Genomic DNA, 18,933 nt, shown 5'->3' with positions numbered 1-18,933 from the left:
TAAGAGCTTTTCGTCTCAACCGAGGCGCGCATTCTACGCTTTCCTCAGAGCCTGTCAAGCGTTTATTTTGAAGTTTTTTGCGAGAAACTCGTTTAACTTCAAACACTTGACTCAACAGGGTGGCTAGCATTGCTCGCTACCGCGTTGGAATGGTGCGCATTATAGGGTGGGGAATTTTTTGGTCAACCTTTAATTTCAATAATTTAGGATATTTTTGAAAAAGTCGCGTTGGGGGTGTCAGGTGCTCGTCGTCAGCCTTGCAGCGCCTGGGAGATCGAGCGCCGCCCGCGCGGCGCTTCGCGGCTAAAGCCGCTCCTACGTTTATTTCGGGCCAATTATGCCTGTGACATCGGCGCGCGCACCCAGGGTGCATGGCGGGAGGTGGATATAAAGAGTGAGCTGGGGTGCAAAACTCTTGGCTAGCACCTTGCTCCACACCCCGACAATTGCGCACTATATTGCTCAGTTGCTCACTTCGCCCAAGGATTGCCGCACACAAATGACCACCCAGCACCGTAGCCTGGCCGCCACCCTCTTCCCGATCGGCCTGCTGCTTATCGCCATGGCATCGATCCAGTCGGGTGCCTCCCTGGCCAAAAGCATGTTCCCCATCGTCGGCGCACAAGGCACCACCACCCTGCGCCTCATTTTTGCCAGCATCATCATGCTGCTGATACTGCGCCCCTGGCGGGTACGCATGACCGCCACCACCCTGCGCAACGTGGTCATCTATGGCATGGCACTGGGCGGCATGAACTTCCTCTTCTATATGGCGCTGCAAACGGTGCCTATCGGCATCGCCGTAGCACTGGAGTTTACCGGCCCGCTGGCCGTGGCAATTTTCTCTTCGCGCCGGCCAATCGACTTTCTGTGGATTGCCCTGGCCATTGCCGGCCTGCTGCTGTTACTGCCGGCAGGCCATGGCGGGCAAGCTCTCGACCCAGTGGGTGCCGCCTATGCATTGGGGGCAGGTGTGTGCTGGGCACTGTACATACTGTTCGGGCAACGTGCCGGCGCCGAGCATGGTATCCAGAGTGCAGCCCTGGGGGTGGTGGTCGCCGCCCTGTTCGTCGCCCCTATCGGCATCGCCCATGCCGGTAGCGCACTGCTCACACCCGCCCTGATCCCTGTCGCCCTGGCCGTTGCCGTGCTATCCACTGCCCTGCCCTACAGCCTGGAGATGATTGCCCTGACACGCATCCCCGCACGCACTTTCGGTACCCTGATGAGCATCGAACCGGCATTTGGCGCACTGTCGGGCCTGCTATTCCTCGGCGAAGTGCTGACCACGACCCAATGGCTGGCGATTCTGGCCATTATTACGGCATCGGTTGGCACTACCTTGTCGATGCGCAAGGAAGCCAGCCCAGCCATCGCAGCGGACTGATATGAGAAATATTTTCATTTGAGACAGCATTAGTGATTGTAGCGGCCCGCCTCGCTGATTAAGCTGTCACAGAATCATCATCTTTACGCTATCTACTGAAGCGAACACGGACGCTGGGGACACTTCAGGAAGAACCGATGCGATAACGACAGGGCCTGACATTTGATTCGCCCTGCTTTTAAGGACAGGAATGAAACGTATTTTTCTCATCCTGGCCATCTTGGCTATTGCTGGATGCGCCGCCACAGCCAAGACTGAGGTCAAAAGGGGCAAGAAGGGCCTGCATATCAATTGTTCCGGCCTTTCGTCCTCGTGGGACAATTGCTACAGCAAGGCCGCGAGCTCTTGCAGCACGCGCGGCTACCGGGTGATCGCCCGCTCGGGAGAGAGTGATGGAGAACCTGGTGACTACTTGTTCGGCATCAACCCCGCGGGTTACACCAGCCGCAGCATGATCGTCATCTGCAAGTAGCATGAAGGGCAGCCCAATGGCTGCCCTTTTCATTGGCCATTACAGCGGCGCAGTACGTGCCTGCAGCCAAGCCAATGCATCCCCGTTGAGCAAAGGGGCCAGGCGCTCGTAAACCGTGGCGTGGTAGCCATTGAGCCAGTCCAGCTCTTCCTGGGTCAGCCGCTCGGGCAGCAGGCAACGGGTATCGATCGGGCACAGCGTCAGGGTCTCGAAGTTCAGGAAGTCACCGAAGGCGCTCTTGCCCACTTCGCGGTTCACCACCAGGTTCTCGATGCGTACCCCCCACTGCCCCGGGCGGTACGTACCCGGTTCGATCGAGCTGATCATGCCCGCTTGCATCGCCGTCTGCGGTGCCGGTGCTGCCTGATAGGCAATCACCTGCGGCCCCTCGTGCACGTTCATGAAGTAGCCCACCCCATGCCCGGTGCCGTGGCCATAGTCGACCTGGTCAGCCCAGATCGGCGCCCGGGCAATGGCGTCGAGTAGCGGAGACAGGACACCACGCGGGAACGTGGCACGCGACAGGGCGATCATACCCTTGAGCACGCGGGTGCAGTCCTCCTTCTGTGCCTGGCTGGGGTTCCCCACCGGCACCATGCGGGTAATGTCAGTGGTACCGCCCAAGTATTGCCCACCCGAGTCGATCAGCAGCAGGCCATCCCCTTCGACCCGCGCATGCGACTGCTCGGTGGCGCGGTAATGCGGCATCGCGCCGTTGCCATTGAAGGCGGCAATGGTCGAGAAACTCAGCGACACGAAGTTCGGGCGACGGGCACGCGCGGCGCTCAATTGTTCGTCAACCGTCAGTTCGGTAATCACCTCGCGACCGAGGTTCGCCTCGAGCCAGGCAAAGAACTCGCACAAGGCCGCGCCGTCCTGCTCCATGACCTGGCGGATGTGCACCAGGTCGTCATCAGTTTTGCATGATTTGCTCAAGGTGGTGGGGTTCAGCCCCTCGACCAGCACCACCTCTGCCGGCAAGTTGTCGAGCAGGCCGCAAGTGACCCGGGCCGGGTCCACCAGTAGCCGGCTGGCCGCTGGAACGGCCCCTAGCGCCTGGCCTGCTTCGCTGTAGTCGCGGACCTCGATGCCATCCGCCGCAAGCACCTGACGCAAGTGCGCATCCACCTTGTCCGGGCCAACGAACAGGATCGCCCGCTGCTGGTTGATCAGGGCAAACGCCAGAAACACTGGGTTATACGAGACATCGCTGCCGCGCAGGTTGAGCAGCCAGGCGATGTCATCCAGGGTGGCGATGAAGTGCCAGTCGGCGCCCCTGGCCTGCAGGCTCTGGCGCAATTGCGCGAGCTTTTCCGCCCGGTTTACCGTGGCGTATGGCGGCAGGTGCTGGTACACCGGGTTGGCCGGCAACGCCGGGCGCCCGTCCCATACCTGGCCCAGCAGGTCCTTGCCGGTCACCAGCCGCGCCCCACGCGCCTTCAGCCGCTCTCTCAGCTGACGCGCCGAGGCCAAGGCCATGACGGCACCGTCCACCGCAACGCTGCCGTTGGGCTCGACATGCTCCCCCAGCCATTCCAGTGCACCGGGCTTACCCGCAAGCAGCTTCATCAGTTCGATACCACTGCCGGCCAGTTCGTGTTCTGCCTGTTCCCAGTAGCGGCTATCGACCCAAAGCCCGGCAAACCCGGAGGTGACCACCAGCGTACCGACCGAGCCATGGAACCCCGATAACCACTGGCGCCCCTGCCAGTAACCGGGCAGATACTCGGAAAGGTGAGGGTCGGCCGAAGGGACCAGCAAGGCATCGATACCTTCTGTTGCCATGGCCTGGCGCACGCGCGCCAGACGCTGTGGCACGCTTTGTTCTAGGGAGGTCTGGACGTTCATGCGCTCTCCTGCGGCTACATCACGGTTGATCCAATCGGCTGATAATGGAACAGCCACCAGAGCCCTGCAATCGTCCCGGCGCAAACAGGACGCTTCCTACATGAGGACCACCGATCAAGTCCCGCTGAACTTCCCCAAGGCCCCGGCTTCAGACACTGTACATTCATCGCACACAGGCAAATGACCATGCCCAGTGCCTGCAACCCGAAAGCCGGCGTGGTGCTGCTCGACACTCGCGAACACACGCCGGAACATGAGCATGCCGTGCACCTCAAGCTTGCCGATGGCCTGGGCCGCCTGCTGGGTTGCCCGCATGTGCAGCCCGGGCAACCGCCCAGCGCTGCCGATGGCTACTATTACCTGCCCACCGAGACCCTGATCGACCCCCGGCGTTATGCCGCCTTGGGCATTCAGGGCGAACAGGACCTGTTTGGCGGTTTGGTGTCACACCCCTACATGGCGACCAAGGCAATCTCCCACCCACTGCCGGCCGGGGGCAACTTCCCGCCAGGCTGGACCGACGCCTTTGCCCGTCAGGCCTGCGACGCCTTGCTGCGCGGCTACACGGTGTTCAGCAAGGCCGATGCCCGCACCGCCGCACAGTTGCTGCTGCTCGACGGCCCGCTGCGGGTCAAACCGGTACTGGCCTGCGCCGGCCGCGGGCAACAGGTGATCAACAGCGCGGATGACCTGGAGCCATTGCTGGCCGGCATGGATGAGCAGCAACTGGCATTGTGGGGGCTGGTGCTGGAAGAGGACCTGAGCGACGTCCAGACCTTCAGCGTCGGCCAGGTGCGCGTCGCCGGCCTGACCTGCAGCTACCACGGCACCCAACAGCTGACCCACGACCACCAGGGCACCGAAGTTTACGGCGGCTCTGACCTGGTAGTGGTCCGTGGCGACTACCAGGCCTTGCTGCAACTGCCGCTGGAGGACCACCTGCGCTTGGCGGTCAACCAGGCCATGGCCTACGAAAAGGCCGCCGAGCAGCATTTCCCGGGCTTTGTCGCCTCACGCCGCAACTACGACATCGCCCGCGGCAGCAACCCTTCGGGCCACCTGTGCAGCGGCGTGCTCGAACAATCCTGGCGCCTGGGCGGTGCCAGCAGCGCCGAGCTGCTGGCCTTGCAGGCATTCGCCGACGATCCGGCCTTGCAGCAGGTACGGGCCTCCACCCATGAAGAGTTCGGCACCCCTGACCTACCCGCTGACGCCACCCTCTTCTATCAAGGAAACGACAGTGAACTCGGACAACTCAGCAAGTTTGCGCGGATTCGCGAGCATGACCATTCAGAGTGAAACCGTTGAGCTACAGGTCGAGAACGACCGCATTGCCGGCACCCTGGTCAGCCCTGGCAGCAAGATGCCGGGCATTCTCTTCGTCCACGGCTGGGGCGGTAGCCAGCAACGTGACCTGGCCCGCGCTCGGCACATCACCGGGCTGGGCTGCGTGTGCATGACGTTCGACCTGCGCGGCCACGAAAAGACCGAAAGCCAGCGCCTGACCGTCACCCGCGAACAAAACCTGCAGGACCTGCTGGTGGCTTACGATCGGCTGATCAGCCACCCGGCCGTCGACAGCAGCGCCATCGCCATTATCGGCAGCAGCTATGGGGGCTACCTGGCCACCTTGTTGACCCGCGAACGGCCGGTAAAATGGCTGGCCCTGCGGGTGCCTGCCATGTATTGGGACGACGAATGGGGCAGCCCCAAGCAAGCCCTCGACCGACAACGCCTGAACGCCTATCGCCAGCGCTCGCTCGGCCCGGCAGACAACCGCGCGCTGGCAGCCTGTGCCGAATTCGGCGGTGATGTGTTGCTGGTGGAATCCGAGCAGGACGACTATGTGCCGCACAGCACCCTGATGAGCTACCGCTCGGCATTCGTCAGCGCCCATTCACTCACCCATCGGATCGTCGACGGCGCCGACCACGCGCTGTCCAGCGAACAAAGCCAGAAAGCCTACAGCTCGATCCTGGCGGCATGGATCAGTGAAATGGTCATGGGTGCCCGCCTGGACCGCTACCCGCACTATGCACCGTGGTACGCCTGAGGCTCGCCCACCTGGCAGTGCAGGCCGCCATCGGCAGCGCGTACCAGGCTGCGCAGGGTCTGGTAGGCGGCGAAGTTGACGCCACGTGCCTGATGCTGGCCCAACAGGTCAAGGAACGGCTCCTCGACGAAGTAAACGGCCGCTGCCGCCCAGGCCTGGCGTGACTGCCATTGCAGGTACTGCAACACCCGGCTGCCATCATCACTGGCCTGGATGCTGACGCCCTGCAGGCCCTCGCAGCGCGCAGCCAATGCTTCGCTACGTGCCACCAGGGCCTCGGCCAAGGCTTGCTGGCACACACTTGGCACTTCGTATTCGATCATCTGGGTGAACCACAAGGTTTGAGGGATTGCCGACATCGACGGTCTCCTGACTATGGGCGCAGGCAGCGCAATGCCGAGCAGGGTAAAACCTCAAGCAAAGTCAAGGTCAAGGGGTTTCTGCAAGGCTATCCCGATACGGCCCCGAAACGGCAAAGCGCCGCCGATAGTCACTGGGCGTCAGGCCAGTGATGCGCTGGAACACTTTGCGAAACGCGCCCGGGTCCTGATAGCCGACCCCCCATGCAATCTGCTCGACATTGCGTCGGGTGAACTCCAGCAAGCGGCACGCCCGCCCCACCCTCACCTGCTGGCAATACTCGGTCGGGCGCAGCCCGGTGGCTGCACGAAAGCGCCGCAGGAACGTGCGCGCCTCCAGCCCCGCGCAAGACGCCATCGCAGCAAGGTCGGCGTCCTGCCCGCCATTTCCTTGCAACCAGTGCTGCACTTTCAATACAGCCTCATCGCCGTGATCCAGTCGCGGGTTGAACAGCGCCCCGGGCAACGGCGCCGTAACCGGCTCAACCGCCAGATAACGGGCGGTCTCGCGGGCCACCGTCGCCCCTAGAAAGCGCTCCAGCAAGCGCAAGCCCAGGTCAGTCCAGGCCATCAACCCCGCCGAGGTGACGATGTCGCCGTCGTCCAGCAGCGGCTGCTGGGCCCCTACCCTCACCCTGGGAAAACGCTGGGCCAACGTATGCACATAATTCCAGTGGGTGCAGGCCGGGCGACCGTCCAGCAGGCCACTGGCGGCGATGAAGAACACGCCGATGCACACCGACGCCAGTACCGTGCCGCGGCCATGCAACTGGCACAGCAACGTGCGATGGCGCGCCAGCAGTTCGCCCTGTGGCGTCGACTCCAGGCTGGGCGGAATGATCAGCACGCGCAGGGCAGACACCTCGCTGGCCGGGCTATCGGCGGCAGGTTGCAAGTGGCCGGCTTCGTTTGCCTGCCAGAAGCTGGTGCGCACCCTTGGCAGCTCGACGGCGCCCAACTCGACAGCCACCCGGTTGGCCACCAGGAACAGGTCGGCCAGCCCATGCACGGCGGCGCGCTGCACGCCGGGGTACAACAGCAAGCCGATGTCCAGGCTGGTTGGGGTGTCAGTTTTTGCCCGCATAGTGTCGTTCGCGCCAATCCTCAGGTCCGTGCACACAGCCTATAACTAACGTCATTGAACGACTACTGCCATAGGAGGCAGCATGAACAAGCAGGCGCTGATCATCATCGATATCCAGAACGACTACTTCCCGGGTGGCAAGTGGACCCTTGACGGCGCCGACACGGCAGCCGACAACGCGGCCCGGCTGCTGGCAGCGGCACGTAAGCGCGGCGACCTGGTGGTGCATGTGCGGCATGAGTTCGACAGCGCCGATGCGCCGTTTTTCGCCCCAGGCTCGCCAGGCGCGGCCATTCACAGCAAGGTCGAGCCGGTGGCGGGCGAGCCGGTGGTGCTCAAGCACAAGGTCAATGCCTTCCTCGGCACCGACCTTGAGCACACCCTGGACCAGCATGGAGTCGAGGCGTTGACCATCGTCGGCAGCATGAGCCACATGTGCATCGACGCTGCTACCCGTGCGGCCGCTGATCTGGGCTATGAGGTGACCGTGGCGCATGATGCCTGCGCGACCCTGCCACTGGCGTTCAACGGTAACCAGGTGCCGGCGGCGCAGGTGCATGATTCGGCGATGGCGGCGCTGGCGTTTGCCTATGCCAAGGTGGTGAAGACCGATGAGTTGCTGGGTCACTGATCAGGTTTGAGATTTTTGGGGGCGCTTTGCGCCCCATCGCGCAAACTCAGATCACCACATTACGCACAAAACGCACTGCTACCGCGCCGTCATTGCGATAGGCATACCGGCAATTGCTGGGAAACACATGAAACTGCCCCACCTTCAGGCGATGCTCAACATCTTCGATGATCAGTGTCAGTTGCCCTTCAGCCACATAGATCTGCTCACTCCAACCCTCGGCATCAGCCTCGCTGGAATAGCACTCACCCGGTGCCAGCGTCCATTCCCAGAGTTCCACTTCACGCCGCGCCGGGCTGGTGCCAAGCAACACCGCCCGGCTCTGCGGATGCTCACCGGCCCAGGCCAGTTCCTCGATGCGCCCGGGGTCACGCAGGTCGGGCGCCTGGATCAGGGTACTGAAGGCCACGCCCAACGCTTCGGCAATCAGGTCCAGGGTGGTCAGGCTCACATTCTTTTCACCCGCCTCGATCGCCACCAGCATGCGCCGGCTGACCCCGGAGCGCTCGGCCAGTGCGGTCTGGCTCATGCCAGCGGCGTTGCGCAGGCTACGGACATTGAGGCTGACGTGTTGCAGCACCGATGCCCGGTGCGTGGAATCTTTGTGCACGTTATTGCTCGCCGGTCAGGATTGCGCAGTATACTGCCCACTTTTGCGGCGATTGTGCGCCGCCTACCGCCGAGTGTGCAAGACCATGAACCAACCCAGCAGCAAGCCGACCCCCGCCATTGCCTTTCGCCTGAGCAAGGCCGAACTGGTGCTGGTGTTCATCACCATGCTGTGGGGCGGCACCTTCCTGCTGGTGCATAACGTGATGACCGTCAGCGGCCCGATGTTCTTCGTCGGCCTGCGCTTTGCGGCCGCAGCGCTGTTTGTGGGTGTGGTCTCGGCGCGAGCACTGCCCGGGCTGACCATTACCGAACTGAAGGCAGGCATGCTGATCGGCGTGTCGATCATGCTCGGCTATGGCTTGCAGACCATGGGCCTGCAAACCATCAGCAGCAGCCAGTCGGCGTTCATTACGGCGCTGTACGTACCGTTCGTGCCGCTGCTGCAGTGGCTGGTACTCGGCCGGCGACCGGGCCTGATGCCCAGCATCGGTATCTGCCTGGCGTTTGTCGGCCTGATGCTGCTGGCCGGGCCGGAAGGCGGCAGCCTGCACTTCAGCGAGGGCGAACTGGTGACCCTGGTCAGCGCCGTAGCCATCGCTGGCGAAATCATCCTGATCAGCCGCTACGCCGGCCAGGTCGACGTGCGCCGGGTCACCGTGGTGCAACTGGCGACCGCCTCGCTGCTGGCATTCCTGATGATCGTGCCGACCCAGGAGCGGATCCCTGACTTTTCCTGGTTGCTGCTGGCCAGCGCAGTTGGCCTTGGCGCCATGAGCGCGGTGATCCAGGTGGCGATGAACTGGGCGCAGAAGTCGGTCTCGCCGACCCGCGCCACCCTCATCTATGCCGGCGAACCGGTATGGGCCGGTATCGTCGGGCGCCTTGCCGGCGAACGCCTGCCAGGCGTGGCCCTGCTCGGCGGCCTGCTGATCGTGATCGCGGTGGTGGTCAGCGAACTCAAACTGCGCCGCCCGCGTGAAAGCGATGCAGCCGCCGAAGCACGTGACGTGCACGACCCAGGCGAGCGCCAGGCCGGGCTGTAAAGCGGCCAGTTGCGGCTATGCTTTGTAAAAAACTGTTATAAAAAAACTGCTTGTCACAGCCTGTTTGTACGATTCTGCGACAGCTTGCGTGTTGGTGATCAACACCTCGGCACGTATGATTCTTTGCAAACTTCTCCAGAATAGGCCGCTATGTCTTTGATAGTGCTATTGCTTCTGCCGTTCGTGGGCAGTTGCCTGGCAGCCGTGCTGCCGCACAACGCACGTAACGCCGAGTCCATCCTTGCCGGGCTCGTAGCCCTGGTCGGTACCGTCCAGGTAGCACTGCTGTACCCACAGGTTGCCCATGGTGGCGTGATTCGCGAAGAGCTCCTGTGGCTGCCCAGCCTGGGCCTGAACCTGGTGCTGCGCATGGACGGCTTCGCCTGGCTGTTCTCGCTGCTGGTGCTGGGCATCGGTACGCTGGTGTCGCTGTACGCGCGCTACTACATGTCGCCGCAAGACCCGGTGCCACGCTTCTTTGCCTTCTTCCTGGCCTTCATGGGCGCCATGCTCGGCCTGGTGATCTCCGGCAACCTGATCCAGCTGGTGTTCTTCTGGGAACTCACCAGCCTGTTCTCTTTCCTGCTGATCGGCTACTGGCACCACCGCGCCGATGCCCGCCGCGGCGCCTACATGGCGTTGATGGTGACCGGCGCGGGCGGCTTGTGCCTGCTGGTAGGGGCTTTGCTGCTCGGCCATGTGGTCGGCAGCTACGACCTGGACAAGGTCCTGGCTGCCGGCGACACCATCCGCCAGCATGCGCTGTACCCGGTGCTGCTGCCCCTTATCCTTGTTGGCGCCCTGAGCAAGAGCGCGCAGTTCCCCTTCCAGTTCTGGCTGCCCCACGCCATGGCAGCCCCCACACCGGTATCGGCCTACCTGCACTCCGCGACCATGGTCAAGGCCGGGGTGTTCCTGCTGGCACGCCTGTGGCCGGTGCTGTCCGGTAGCGAGGAGTGGTTCTGGATAGTCGGCGGTGCCGGTGCCATCACCCTGCTGCTCGGCGCCTTCGCCGCGATGTTCCAGAATGACCTCAAGGGCCTGCTGGCCTATTCGACCATCAGCCACCTCGGTCTGATTACCCTGCTGCTGGGCCTGAACAGCCCACTGGCCGCCGTGGCCGCGGTGTTCCACATTCTCAACCATGCCACCTTCAAGGCCTCGCTGTTCATGGCCGCCGGCATCATCGACCACGAAAGCGGCACCCGTGACATCCGCCGCCTCAGTGGCCTGATCCGCCTGGTGCCCTACACCGCCACCCTGGCGATGGTAGCCAGCGCCTCGATGGCCGGCGTGCCGTTGATGAACGGCTTCCTGTCTAAGGAAATGTTCTTCGCTGAAACGGTATTCATCAGCTCCACTGCCTGGGTCGAGGCCGCGCTGCCGGTGATCGCCACCCTGGCCGGTACCTTCAGCGTGGCGTATGCCCTGCGCTTCACTGTCGATGTGTTCTTCGGCCCGACAGCCCAGGACCTGCCGCACACCCCGCACGAGCCGCCGCGCTGGATGCGTGCACCGGTCGAGCTGCTGGTGCTCACCTGCCTGGTGGTGGGCATTTTCCCTGCCCAGTCGGTCGGCCCACTGCTGGCCGCTGCCGCCCTGCCGGTCGTAGGCGGCACCCTGCCGGAATACAGCCTGGCCATCTGGCATGGCTGGAATGCCCCGCTGATCATGAGCCTGGTGGCCATGAGCGGCGGTATCGTCCTGTACCTGCTGCTGCGCAAGCAGTTGCGCCTGGGCCGCTTCCCTTACCCGCCGCTGATCGAGCGTTTCAACGGCAAGCGCCTGTTCGAGCACGGTCAGGTACAACTGATGCTGCTGGCGCGGCGCATCGAGCGACTGCTCACCACCCGCCGCCTGCAGTCGCAACTGTTCATGCTGGTGGTCGCCGCGTTCCTCGCTGGCCTTACGCCCATGCTGTACAGCGGCCTGGGCTGGGGCGACCGGCCGAAGATCCCGGGTTCCGGTGTGTTCGTCGCGCTGTGGCTGATCGCAATCGCCTGCGCCATCGGTGCCGCCTACCAGGCCAAGTACCACCGTTTGGCAGCCTTGATCATGGTCAGCGTCTGCGGCCTGATGACCTGCATTACCTTCGTCTGGTTCTCTGCGCCCGACCTGGCACTGACCCAGTTGGTGGTGGAAGTGGTCACCACCGTGCTGATCCTGCTTGGTTTGCGCTGGCTGCCACGGCGTATCGAAGGCGTGTCGCCGCTGCCCGGCAGCCTCGAGCGCGCGCGCATGCGCCGCCTGCGCGACCTGCTGCTGGCCGTGCTGGTCGGCGGCGGCATGGCCGTACTGTCGTATGCCATGCTGACCCGGCCAACACCCAACGACATTTCCTCGTTCTACCTGAGCCGGGCGCTGCCCCAGGGCGGCGGCACCAACGTGGTCAACGTGATGCTGGTCGACTTCCGCGGCTTCGATACCCTCGGTGAAATCACCGTGCTGGTGGCGGTGGCGCTGACCGTGTTTGCCCTGCTGCGGCGCTTCCGCCCTCCCAAGGAGAGCATGCAGCTGCCCGCACAACAGCGCCAGTTGGCACCCGACGTGGTGACCGACCTGATCAACCCGCGGCATGCCACCGATACCGCGCTGGGCTTCATGATGGTGCCTGCGGTGCTGGTGCGCCTGCTACTGCCGATCGCCCTGCTGGTGTCGATGTACCTGTTCATGCGTGGCCATAACCAGCCGGGCGGCGGCTTCGTCGCCGGCCTGGTGATGTCGGTGGCGTTCATCCTGCAGTACATGGTGGCTGGCACTCAGTGGGTCGAGGCGCAGATGAGCCTGCGGCCGCTGCGCTGGATGGGCACCGGCCTGCTGTGCGCGACCCTGACCGGGGTTGGCGCGATGCTGCTGGGTTACCCGTTCCTGACCACGCACACCGCCCACCTGCATGTGCCGGTGCTGGGTGATGTGCACGTGGCCAGCGCGCTGTTCTTCGATGTCGGCGTGTATACCGTGGTGGTTGGCTCGACCCTGCTGATCCTCACCGCCCTGGCGCACCAGTCGGTGCGCGCCTACCGCCCGGGCAACCCGGCGAAAACCAGCCAAGCAGGAGCCGCCTGATGGAAGAAGTCATTGCAGTCGCCATCGGTGTGCTGGCCGCCTCGGGCGTGTGGCTGATCCTGCGCCCGCGTACCTACCAGGTGATCATGGGCCTGTGCCTGCTGTCGTACGGCGTCAACCTGTTCATCTTCAGCATGGGTAGCCTGTTCATCGGCAAGGAGCCGATCATCAAGGACGGCGTCACCCAAGACCTGCTGCACTACACCGACCCGCTGCCGCAGGCGCTGGTGCTCACCGCCATTGTCATCAGCTTCGCCATGACCGCGCTGTTTCTGGTGGTATTGCTGGCCTCGCGAGGCCTGACCGGTACCGACCACGTGGATGGCCGGGAGCGTGACGAATGAGTGGCATGAGTCAACTGATCGTCGCGCCCATCCTGCTGCCGCTGCTTACTGCGGCGGTGATGTTACTGCTGGGTGAAAAGCATCGGCGGATCAAGGCCCGACTGAACCTGCTATCGACCTTCGCCGGCCTGGCCATTGCCGTGTGCCTGCTGATGTGGGTACGCACCCAGGGTCAGGCAGAGTCGATTGGCGTCTACCTGCCGGGCAACTGGCCGGCCCCATTTGGCATCGTGCTGGTGGTGGACCACCTGTCGGCGCTGCTGCTGACCTTGACCGGGGTCATCGGTTTCAGCGCGCTACTGTTTGCCCGCGCCCGCTGGGACAGTGCCGGGGCCAGTTTCCATGCGCTGTTCCAGATCCAGTTGATGGGCCTGTACGGTGCGTTCCTCACCGCCGACCTGTTCAACCTCTTCGTGTTCTTCGAAGTGCTGCTGGCCGCCTCCTATGGCTTGTTGTTGCATGGTTCAGGCCGCGCCCGGGTGCGTGCCGGCCTGCACTACATCGCCATCAACCTGTTCGCCTCGTCGCTGTTCCTGGTCGGCGCAGCGATGCTGTACGGCGTGACCGGCACCCTGAACATGGCTGACCTGGCCCTGAAGATTCCGCTGGTGCCGGAGGCCGACCGTGGCCTGCTGCACGCGGGTGCGGCGATCCTGGCCATGGCCTTCCTGGTCAAGGCCGGTATCTGGCCTTTGAACTTCTGGCTGGTACCGGCCTACGCCTCGGCCAGCGCGCCGGTGGCAGCGCTGTTCGCCATCATGACCAAGGTCGGGCTGTATGCCGTGCTGCGCCTGTGGACGCTATTGTTCTCCGGGCAGGCCGGGGCCTCGGCACATTTCGGTGGCCAATGGCTGGTTTACGGTGGCCTGGTTACCCTGGCGGTGGCCGCAGTGTCGATCCTGGCCGCGCAACGCCTGGAACGCATGGCGGCCCTGAGCATCCTGGTTTCCGCCGGCACCCTGCTCGCTGCGGTCGGCTTCGCCCAGTCGGCGCTGACTGGCGCGGCGCTGTTCTACCTGGTCAACTCGACCCTGGCGCTGTGCGCACTGTTCCTGCTCGCTGAGCTGGTAGAGCGTTCGCGCTCGGCCAATGAAGCGCCGCTGGACGAAGAGGAAGACGTCATGCCGCCACCGCTGGAATCACTGCACCCGCCCAAGGGCATCAACCTCGACGATGAGCAGAAGGCGGTGATCGGCCAGATCATCCCATGGACCATGGCCTTCCTCGGCCTCAGCTTCATCGCCTGCGCCCTGCTGATCATCGGCATGCCACCGCTGTCGGGCTTTGTCGGCAAGCTCAACCTGATCAGTGCGCTGTTCAACCCGCAGGGCCTGGGCGTACCCGCCGAGCAGCCACTGAGTGCAGCCGGCTGGGGCCTGGTAGCCTTGCTGATCCTGTCCGGCATGGCCTCGCTGATTGCCTTCGGCCGGGTTGGCATCCAGCGTTTCTGGAAGCCCGAAGAGCGCCCATCGCCGGTGCTGCGCCGCTTTGAATGCCTGCCAATCGTCATCCTGCTCGGCCTGTGCATCATCCTCAGCCTCAAGGCCGAGCCGTTGCTGCGCTACACCCAGGACACCGCCGCCAGCCTGCAGGCCCCCGACGCCTACATCGAAGCCGTCATGGCCGCCAAGCCAGTTCCTGGCCCCACCTCGCTCGACGTACAGGTGCAGCCATGAACCGACTGTTCCCCGCGCCACTGCTCTCGGTCTCGCTGTTCGGCCTGTGGCTGCTGCTGAACCTTTCGGTAAGCCCCGGCAACCTGTTGCTGGGCGCCGCCCTTGGCGTGCTGGCGCCCCTGCTGATGGCGCCCCTGCGCCCGCAGCATGCGCACATACGACGGCCACTGGTCATCGCCCGGCTGATCGGCCGGGTCGGTATCGATGTGATCGTATCCAACCTGCTGGTAGCCCGTGGCGTGCTGCGGGCCGGCAAGCAGCCACCACGCTCAGCGTTCGTTCATATTCCGCTGGCCCTGCGCGACCCGCACGGCTTGGCGGCGCTGTCGATGATCACCACCGTGGTGCCCGGCACGGTCTGGTCCGAACTGGCGCTGGACCGCAGCGTACTGCTGCTGCATGTGTTCGAACTGGACGATGAAGCGGCCTTCATCCAGCACTTCAAGGACACTTACGAACGCCCGCTGATGGAGATCTTCCAATGACTGGCCTGCTCTCCAGTGCTGTTCTTGCCAGCCTGTTCATCTTCGCCCTGGCCATGGGCCTGGCGCTGATCCGGCTGTTCCGCGGCCCCTCTGCCCAGGACCGGGTGCTGGCGCTGGACTACCTGTACATCCTGGCCATGCTGACCATGCTGGTGCTGGGTATCCGTTATGCCAGTGACACCTACTTCGAAGGTGCACTGCTGATTGCGCTGTTCGGCTTCGTTGGCTCGTTTGCCCTGGCCAAGTTCCTGCTGCGCGGTGAGGTGATCGAATGACTGAAACCCTGGTGTTGCCGTTCTGGCTGGAACTGGTCACTGCCGTGCTGCTGCTGACCGGCAGCCTGTTCGCCTTGATTGGCGCAGTGGGCCTGGTGCGCCTGAAGGACTACTTCCAGCGCATGCACCCGCCAGCACTGGCCTCAACCATTGGCGCCTGGTGCGTGGCGTTGGCCTCGATCATCTACTTTTCATGGCTGAAGGACGCGCCAGTGCTGCATGCCTGGCTGATTCCGATCCTGCTGTCGATCACCGTGCCGGTCACCACGCTGCTGCTGGCAAGGGCGGCACTGTTCCGCAAACGCATGTCGAAAGAGCCGGTACCGGAAGAGGTCAGCAGCGGCCACGACCGCGGTAACTGAAGGGCTGCCGCCTCACGCCTGGCTGAGGCGCTGCAACTCGCGGCGGACCATGACGGCATAAGGTGGCGGGCCAAGCCGGTACAGCTCAGCCGCCACCCAGTTCATCCACGCGCCTTGCAGCTCATCGCGCCGGGCCAACAAGCGCTCGGCGTCGGCCACGGCATCTGCCTGGTGCTGCCGATGAAACTCCGCCCGCGTGGCAGGCGTGTCGTCAGCATCGGTCATTCACTGGCCTTGAAGGTGGTCAGTTCACCCTTGCGCCACTTGGCAACTTTGCCGGTCACCGCTTTGAGCAACTTGCCCAGGCCTTCTTGCACTTGCTGCTGCGCGGCAAACACCAGCATCACGCCCTGGCCTTCGCGGAACACAATACCCTCGCCTTCCGGCACGGAGACGAAGGCATAGTCACCTACGCCATACACATTCAGCTTAATTTCGCGAAAGCGCATTTCCAGCTTGCCACCTTCGCGGCTAGGTAATACGGCAGCGCGGAAATGGTCGCCGACTTTCAGCTCCAGGCGCTGCTTGTCATCGACCACCAGTGCACTTTCGGTGTCGATTTCGGCCATGTACAGGCCTTCGGGGCTCTGTTCGGTCACATAGATAAAGCGGCCCTGGAACAGTTGGGCCAATTTACCGCGCAAGTCGCCCAGGGCGAACAACGCATGCGTATCAAGTGTGCTGACTGCCAATGAAGTAATCCTCAACCGGTTACAACCCGCCCTCACCCAAGCTCGGGGAGGCACGGCCATTTCTTATCGATAGGCGAAAAGAGTAATAAAGCGATATGCGAAATGTCTGTGCTCGCTGACGATGCAACGTGCAGGAATCTTTACTCTGGTTTGCCAGAATCGCCCTCACTCGAAGGCGTTTGGCTCATTCCCGACGCGGGAAGCGTGATGCCTGAGATCACTCGCCAGAAAACGCAAACAACGGGGTGAGCCTGTAAAAGCCAAGCCCAAGCGTCGATGTGCGCACTTACTGTAGGACAAATATGCCCGAAAACACTGAAACCCGTCGAGAGGCAATAAACAATTTCAGGCCGCCAGGCCTTTCTTGAGTTGCTGTTGCCACGCAGCCTGGCACTCCAGTGCATCTTCACGTGTGGCAAACGCGGTACCACGGCGCTCACCATTGACCAGTACCACCCAGCAAATACGCTTGCCCAACGCCTGCAAGGTGGCCGGCACGCCTGAACCGATCATCACGGCTACATCGACTCGGCTATTCATCATTCCCTCCGGAATTTAATTAGCACCCTAACGATAAAGCCATGATACGCCTGCCACCTGCGAGGAAACAGCGCATCCCGGTACAGCAGTGTTACGCACGGGGCAACAAAGCCAGCAACCCGCGACAAACGCAAAAAGCCCCAAGGATCGCTCCGTGGGGCTCGGCACCGCCCGCGGGGTTATACCTGGCGCTGGTGGCGGTCGAGCTGCTCGTGGCGCTCCTGGGCTTCGATGCAGTATTTGGTGGTCGGACTGATCAGCAGACGCTTCAGGCCGATTGGCTCACCACTGTCATCGCACCAGCCGAAGCTCTCGTCGGCGATACGGTCCAGGGCCATTTCCAGCTGTGGCAGCAGGCGCTGGTCGCGGTCGATGGCATTTACCAGCCAGCTACGCTCTTCTTCGACCGAAGCCACATCGGCAGGGTCCGACGGGGTGTCCAGGCCTTCGATGGTGGTGCGACTGAGTTCGATGCGTTCATGGGTTTCGACTTTCATCGCCTGCAGCAGCTCAGTGAAGAAGGCCAGCTGGTCGGCGTTCATGTAGTCATCGGCCGACATGGCCAGCAACTGTTCCTTGGTCATCGATTTCTCTATGAAAAAATGTGCATTTGGGCGATTCAGGTGCCGTCGGCGCCGTGGCATCGACAGCGGAATTCTTCAAGCGCCAACTGGCACTCTTTTTACAGGGGGCGGCAGTCTAAGGCGCCACGTCGCGTGGAGCAACTGCAAATGGGTGCGAATTTGCTTCCGGGGCTTACAATCCGCTGGTCGGTGCCTGGGTGGTAGGGCCTTGGTGGGGCCACCGGGTAGATGACGGAGCATTGGATGAGGGCCACCAAATACATGTCGGGATATTGGATTAGGGCCACCAGGTGTTTGCCATGACATTTTCAGCGCCTGGGAGATCGAGCGCCGCCCGCGCGGCGCTTCGCGGCACAAGGCCGCTCCCACATCTGTTTCGGGCCAATTATTCCTGTGACAGAGGCGCGCGCACCCTTGGTGCATGACAGGAAATTGAAGAACAGCAGGTGTGCAACCCTCGATATTGAAGGGAACAAACAAGGCGGACAGAGGTGAAGGCCCAGGAGAGACTGGCCAGAAATAGATGTGGGAGCGGCCTTGTGCCGCGAAGCGCCGCGCGGGCGGCGCTCGATCTCACGGCCACCAGACCTCTCAAGGCATGCACCTGAAGGCCCAGCCCAAATTCCCATCCAGAATCAGCGGTCCTTGAACTGCGCCTCGCGCTTGGCAATAAACGCGGCCATACCTTCTTTCTGGTCTTCTGTAGAAAACGCCGCATGGAACACCCGTCGCTCGAAGCGCACACCCTCGCTAAGGGTGACTTCAAACGCGCGGTTGACGCTTTCCTTGACCATCATGCTCACCGGGATCGACTTGCTGGCAATGGTCGCCGCCACCTTCAGCGCCTCTTCAACCAACTCTGCCTGCGGCACAATCCGCGCCACCAGGCCAGCACGTTCAGCCTCTTCGGCGCCCATCAGGCGGCCGGTCAGGCACAGTTCCATGGCCTTGGCCTTGCCCACCGCACGGGTCAGGCGCTGGGTACCGCCCATACCCGGCAATACACCCAGGTTAATCTCCGGCTGGCCAAACTTCGCATTGTCGGCCGCGAGGATAAAGTCGCACATCATCGCCAACTCACAGCCACCACCCAAGGCAAAACCCGACACCGCAGCAATGATCGGCTTGCGGCGGTTGGCAATGCGATCGGCATCGCTGAACAGGTCGTCGACGTAGATCTGCGGGTATTGCAGTTCGGCCATTTCCTTGATGTCAGCACCCGCGGCAAATGCCTTGGCCGACCCGGTCAGCACCACGCAGCCGATGTTAGGGTCACGCTCGAGCTGATCAAGGGCCTGGTTGATCTCCCCGACAATTTGCGCGTTCAGCGCGTTCAGCGCCTGCGGGCGGTTGAGGGTGATCAGGCCGACCTTGCCGTGGATGTCCAACAGGATGGTTTCGAATGCCATGCAGTCTGCTC

Annotated in this window: 21 protein-coding genes; 12 read left to right on the top strand and 9 right to left on the bottom strand. The window is 62.9% G+C overall.

The window, feature by feature from the left end; all coding sequences use genetic code 11:
* The first annotated feature begins 499 nt into the window (after nt 1-499).
* Both rhtA and ACIP02_RS23455 read left to right on the top strand, forming a co-directional pair.
* Nucleotides 500-1,387 (top strand): threonine/homoserine exporter RhtA, encoded by an 888-nt coding sequence (gene rhtA / locus ACIP02_RS23460; RefSeq protein WP_400621263.1) that lies wholly within the window; start codon nt 500-502, stop codon nt 1,385-1,387.
* 190 nt (nt 1,388-1,577) lie between these two features.
* On the top strand, nt 1,578-1,859 hold the full coding sequence (locus ACIP02_RS23455) for a hypothetical protein (RefSeq protein ID WP_400621260.1): 282 nt from the start codon (nt 1,578-1,580) through the stop codon (nt 1,857-1,859).
* A gap of 39 nt (nt 1,860-1,898) precedes the next feature.
* Here ACIP02_RS23455 and ACIP02_RS23450 read toward each other — a convergent pair whose 3' ends face one another.
* Entirely contained in the window at nt 1,899-3,707 is a 1,809-nt protein-coding gene (locus ACIP02_RS23450; RefSeq protein ID WP_400621258.1) for an aminopeptidase P family protein, read from the bottom strand.
* 180 nt (nt 3,708-3,887) lie between these two features.
* Between ACIP02_RS23450 and ACIP02_RS23445 the strand changes: the two genes are divergently transcribed.
* Complete coding sequence (locus ACIP02_RS23445; RefSeq protein WP_400621255.1) at nt 3,888-5,006, top strand: DUF3182 family protein; 1,119 nt, start codon at nt 3,888-3,890, stop codon at nt 5,004-5,006.
* Entirely contained in the window at nt 4,990-5,760 is a 771-nt protein-coding gene (locus tag ACIP02_RS23440) for an alpha/beta hydrolase family protein (RefSeq protein ID WP_400621253.1), read from the top strand. Before ACIP02_RS23445 ends, ACIP02_RS23440 begins: the two co-directional genes overlap by 17 nt.
* On the opposite strand, the gene ACIP02_RS23435 is transcribed toward ACIP02_RS23440, so the two are convergent.
* Nucleotides 5,739-6,119, bottom strand: a complete 381-nt coding sequence (locus ACIP02_RS23435) for an antibiotic biosynthesis monooxygenase (protein ID WP_400621250.1) — start codon at nt 6,117-6,119, stop codon at nt 5,739-5,741. The two genes, ACIP02_RS23440 and ACIP02_RS23435, sit on opposite strands and share 22 nt — an antisense overlap.
* Before the next feature lie 70 nt (nt 6,120-6,189).
* Entirely contained in the window at nt 6,190-7,203 is a 1,014-nt protein-coding gene (locus tag ACIP02_RS23430) for a GlxA family transcriptional regulator (protein WP_400621247.1), read from the bottom strand.
* An 82-nt stretch (nt 7,204-7,285) separates the two neighbouring features.
* Here ACIP02_RS23430 and ACIP02_RS23425 point away from each other — a divergent pair, with 82 nt between their 5' ends.
* Nucleotides 7,286-7,834 carry a cysteine hydrolase family protein gene (locus tag ACIP02_RS23425; protein ID WP_400621244.1) on the top strand — a complete coding sequence of 183 codons (549 nt, stop codon included), beginning with the start codon at nt 7,286-7,288 and terminating at the stop codon, nt 7,832-7,834.
* A gap of 46 nt (nt 7,835-7,880) precedes the next feature.
* Here ACIP02_RS23425 and ACIP02_RS23420 read toward each other — a convergent pair whose 3' ends face one another.
* Entirely contained in the window at nt 7,881-8,444 is a 564-nt protein-coding gene (locus ACIP02_RS23420; protein ID WP_400621241.1) for a helix-turn-helix domain-containing protein, read from the bottom strand.
* 85 nt (nt 8,445-8,529) lie between these two features.
* Between ACIP02_RS23420 and ACIP02_RS23415 the strand changes: the two genes are divergently transcribed.
* The 7 genes from ACIP02_RS23415 to ACIP02_RS23385 all read left to right on the top strand — a co-directional run bounded on the left by ACIP02_RS23415 (nt 8,530) and on the right by ACIP02_RS23385 (nt 15,697).
* Nucleotides 8,530-9,489, top strand: a complete 960-nt coding sequence (locus tag ACIP02_RS23415) for a DMT family transporter (RefSeq protein ID WP_400621238.1) — start codon at nt 8,530-8,532, stop codon at nt 9,487-9,489.
* Between the two features lie 150 nt (nt 9,490-9,639).
* Complete coding sequence (locus tag ACIP02_RS23410) at nt 9,640-12,555, top strand: monovalent cation/H+ antiporter subunit A (RefSeq protein ID WP_400621235.1); 2,916 nt, start codon at nt 9,640-9,642, stop codon at nt 12,553-12,555.
* Complete coding sequence (locus tag ACIP02_RS23405; RefSeq protein ID WP_003250128.1) at nt 12,555-12,899, top strand: Na+/H+ antiporter subunit C; 345 nt, start codon at nt 12,555-12,557, stop codon at nt 12,897-12,899. The genes ACIP02_RS23410 and ACIP02_RS23405 overlap by 1 nt, the downstream gene beginning before the upstream one ends.
* Nucleotides 12,896-14,575, top strand: coding sequence for a monovalent cation/H+ antiporter subunit D (locus ACIP02_RS23400; protein ID WP_400621231.1), 1,680 nt, complete (start codon nt 12,896-12,898; stop codon nt 14,573-14,575). Before ACIP02_RS23405 ends, ACIP02_RS23400 begins: the two co-directional genes overlap by 4 nt.
* Nucleotides 14,572-15,060: a Na+/H+ antiporter subunit E gene (locus ACIP02_RS23395; RefSeq protein ID WP_400621228.1), complete on the top strand. Its 489-nt coding sequence runs from the start codon at nt 14,572-14,574 to the stop codon at nt 15,058-15,060. The genes ACIP02_RS23400 and ACIP02_RS23395 overlap by 4 nt, the downstream gene beginning before the upstream one ends.
* Nucleotides 15,057-15,335, top strand: coding sequence for a K+/H+ antiporter subunit F (locus ACIP02_RS23390; RefSeq protein ID WP_110748175.1), 279 nt, complete (start codon nt 15,057-15,059; stop codon nt 15,333-15,335). The genes ACIP02_RS23395 and ACIP02_RS23390 overlap by 4 nt, the downstream gene beginning before the upstream one ends.
* On the top strand, nt 15,332-15,697 hold the full coding sequence (locus tag ACIP02_RS23385) for a Na+/H+ antiporter subunit G (RefSeq protein ID WP_400621225.1): 366 nt from the start codon (nt 15,332-15,334) through the stop codon (nt 15,695-15,697). Before ACIP02_RS23390 ends, ACIP02_RS23385 begins: the two co-directional genes overlap by 4 nt.
* Before the next feature lie 12 nt (nt 15,698-15,709).
* Here ACIP02_RS23385 and ACIP02_RS23380 read toward each other — a convergent pair whose 3' ends face one another.
* The 5 genes from ACIP02_RS23380 to ACIP02_RS23360 form a co-directional block, all read right to left on the bottom strand.
* Nucleotides 15,710-15,922 carry a hypothetical protein gene (locus ACIP02_RS23380; protein ID WP_400621223.1) on the bottom strand — a complete coding sequence of 71 codons (213 nt, stop codon included), beginning with the start codon at nt 15,920-15,922 and terminating at the stop codon, nt 15,710-15,712.
* The gene (locus tag ACIP02_RS23375) at nt 15,919-16,389 is read right to left on the bottom strand and encodes a hypothetical protein (RefSeq protein ID WP_400621221.1); all 471 of its coding nucleotides are present in this window, start codon (nt 16,387-16,389) and stop codon (nt 15,919-15,921) included. The genes ACIP02_RS23380 and ACIP02_RS23375 overlap by 4 nt, the downstream gene beginning before the upstream one ends.
* A 345-nt stretch (nt 16,390-16,734) precedes the next feature.
* A complete protein-coding gene (locus ACIP02_RS23370; RefSeq protein ID WP_400621218.1) occupies nt 16,735-16,929 on the bottom strand; it encodes a hypothetical protein in 195 nt (64 codons plus the stop codon).
* A 179-nt stretch (nt 16,930-17,108) separates the two neighbouring features.
* A complete protein-coding gene (locus ACIP02_RS23365; RefSeq protein WP_003250099.1) occupies nt 17,109-17,513 on the bottom strand; it encodes a TraR/DksA family transcriptional regulator in 405 nt (134 codons plus the stop codon).
* 635 nt (nt 17,514-18,148) lie between these two features.
* Nucleotides 18,149-18,922, bottom strand: a complete 774-nt coding sequence (locus tag ACIP02_RS23360; RefSeq protein WP_003250095.1) for an enoyl-CoA hydratase — start codon at nt 18,920-18,922, stop codon at nt 18,149-18,151.
* Nucleotides 18,923-18,933: the final 11 nt, after the last annotated feature.

Source organism: Pseudomonas sp. NPDC089408 (assembly GCF_044749445.1).
Taxonomy (GTDB): domain Bacteria; phylum Pseudomonadota; class Gammaproteobacteria; order Pseudomonadales; family Pseudomonadaceae; genus Aquipseudomonas.
This window is presented reverse-complemented; position numbering and strand designations above follow the sequence as displayed.

What these genes read in the sequence shown, in the direction of transcription:
- ACIP02_RS23440 (WP_400621253.1), top strand. Translation starts at nt 4,990, where the DNA reads ATGACCATTCAGAGTGAAACCGTTGAGCTACAGGTCGAGAACGACCGC.
- ACIP02_RS23430 (WP_400621247.1), bottom strand. Translation starts at nt 7,203, where the DNA reads ATGCGGGCAAAAACTGACACCCCAACCAGCCTGGACATCGGCTTGCTG.
- ACIP02_RS23450 (WP_400621258.1), bottom strand. Translation starts at nt 3,707, where the DNA reads ATGAACGTCCAGACCTCCCTAGAACAAAGCGTGCCACAGCGTCTGGCG.
- ACIP02_RS23415 (WP_400621238.1), top strand. Translation starts at nt 8,530, where the DNA reads ATGAACCAACCCAGCAGCAAGCCGACCCCCGCCATTGCCTTTCGCCTG.
- ACIP02_RS23455 (WP_400621260.1), top strand. Translation starts at nt 1,578, where the DNA reads ATGAAACGTATTTTTCTCATCCTGGCCATCTTGGCTATTGCTGGATGC.
- ACIP02_RS23365 (WP_003250099.1), bottom strand. Translation starts at nt 17,513, where the DNA reads ATGACCAAGGAACAGTTGCTGGCCATGTCGGCCGATGACTACATGAAC.
- ACIP02_RS23370 (WP_400621218.1), bottom strand. Translation starts at nt 16,929, where the DNA reads ATGAATAGCCGAGTCGATGTAGCCGTGATGATCGGTTCAGGCGTGCCG.
- ACIP02_RS23435 (WP_400621250.1), bottom strand. Translation starts at nt 6,119, where the DNA reads ATGTCGGCAATCCCTCAAACCTTGTGGTTCACCCAGATGATCGAATAC.
- ACIP02_RS23385 (WP_400621225.1), top strand. Translation starts at nt 15,332, where the DNA reads ATGACTGAAACCCTGGTGTTGCCGTTCTGGCTGGAACTGGTCACTGCC.
- ACIP02_RS23400 (WP_400621231.1), top strand. Translation starts at nt 12,896, where the DNA reads ATGAGTGGCATGAGTCAACTGATCGTCGCGCCCATCCTGCTGCCGCTG.
- ACIP02_RS23395 (WP_400621228.1), top strand. Translation starts at nt 14,572, where the DNA reads ATGAACCGACTGTTCCCCGCGCCACTGCTCTCGGTCTCGCTGTTCGGC.
- ACIP02_RS23425 (WP_400621244.1), top strand. Translation starts at nt 7,286, where the DNA reads ATGAACAAGCAGGCGCTGATCATCATCGATATCCAGAACGACTACTTC.
- ACIP02_RS23390 (WP_110748175.1), top strand. Translation starts at nt 15,057, where the DNA reads ATGACTGGCCTGCTCTCCAGTGCTGTTCTTGCCAGCCTGTTCATCTTC.
- ACIP02_RS23445 (WP_400621255.1), top strand. Translation starts at nt 3,888, where the DNA reads ATGACCATGCCCAGTGCCTGCAACCCGAAAGCCGGCGTGGTGCTGCTC.
- ACIP02_RS23360 (WP_003250095.1), bottom strand. Translation starts at nt 18,922, where the DNA reads ATGGCATTCGAAACCATCCTGTTGGACATCCACGGCAAGGTCGGCCTG.
- ACIP02_RS23380 (WP_400621223.1), bottom strand. Translation starts at nt 15,922, where the DNA reads ATGACCGATGCTGACGACACGCCTGCCACGCGGGCGGAGTTTCATCGG.
- ACIP02_RS23405 (WP_003250128.1), top strand. Translation starts at nt 12,555, where the DNA reads ATGGAAGAAGTCATTGCAGTCGCCATCGGTGTGCTGGCCGCCTCGGGC.
- ACIP02_RS23410 (WP_400621235.1), top strand. Translation starts at nt 9,640, where the DNA reads ATGTCTTTGATAGTGCTATTGCTTCTGCCGTTCGTGGGCAGTTGCCTG.
- rhtA (WP_400621263.1), top strand. Translation starts at nt 500, where the DNA reads ATGACCACCCAGCACCGTAGCCTGGCCGCCACCCTCTTCCCGATCGGC.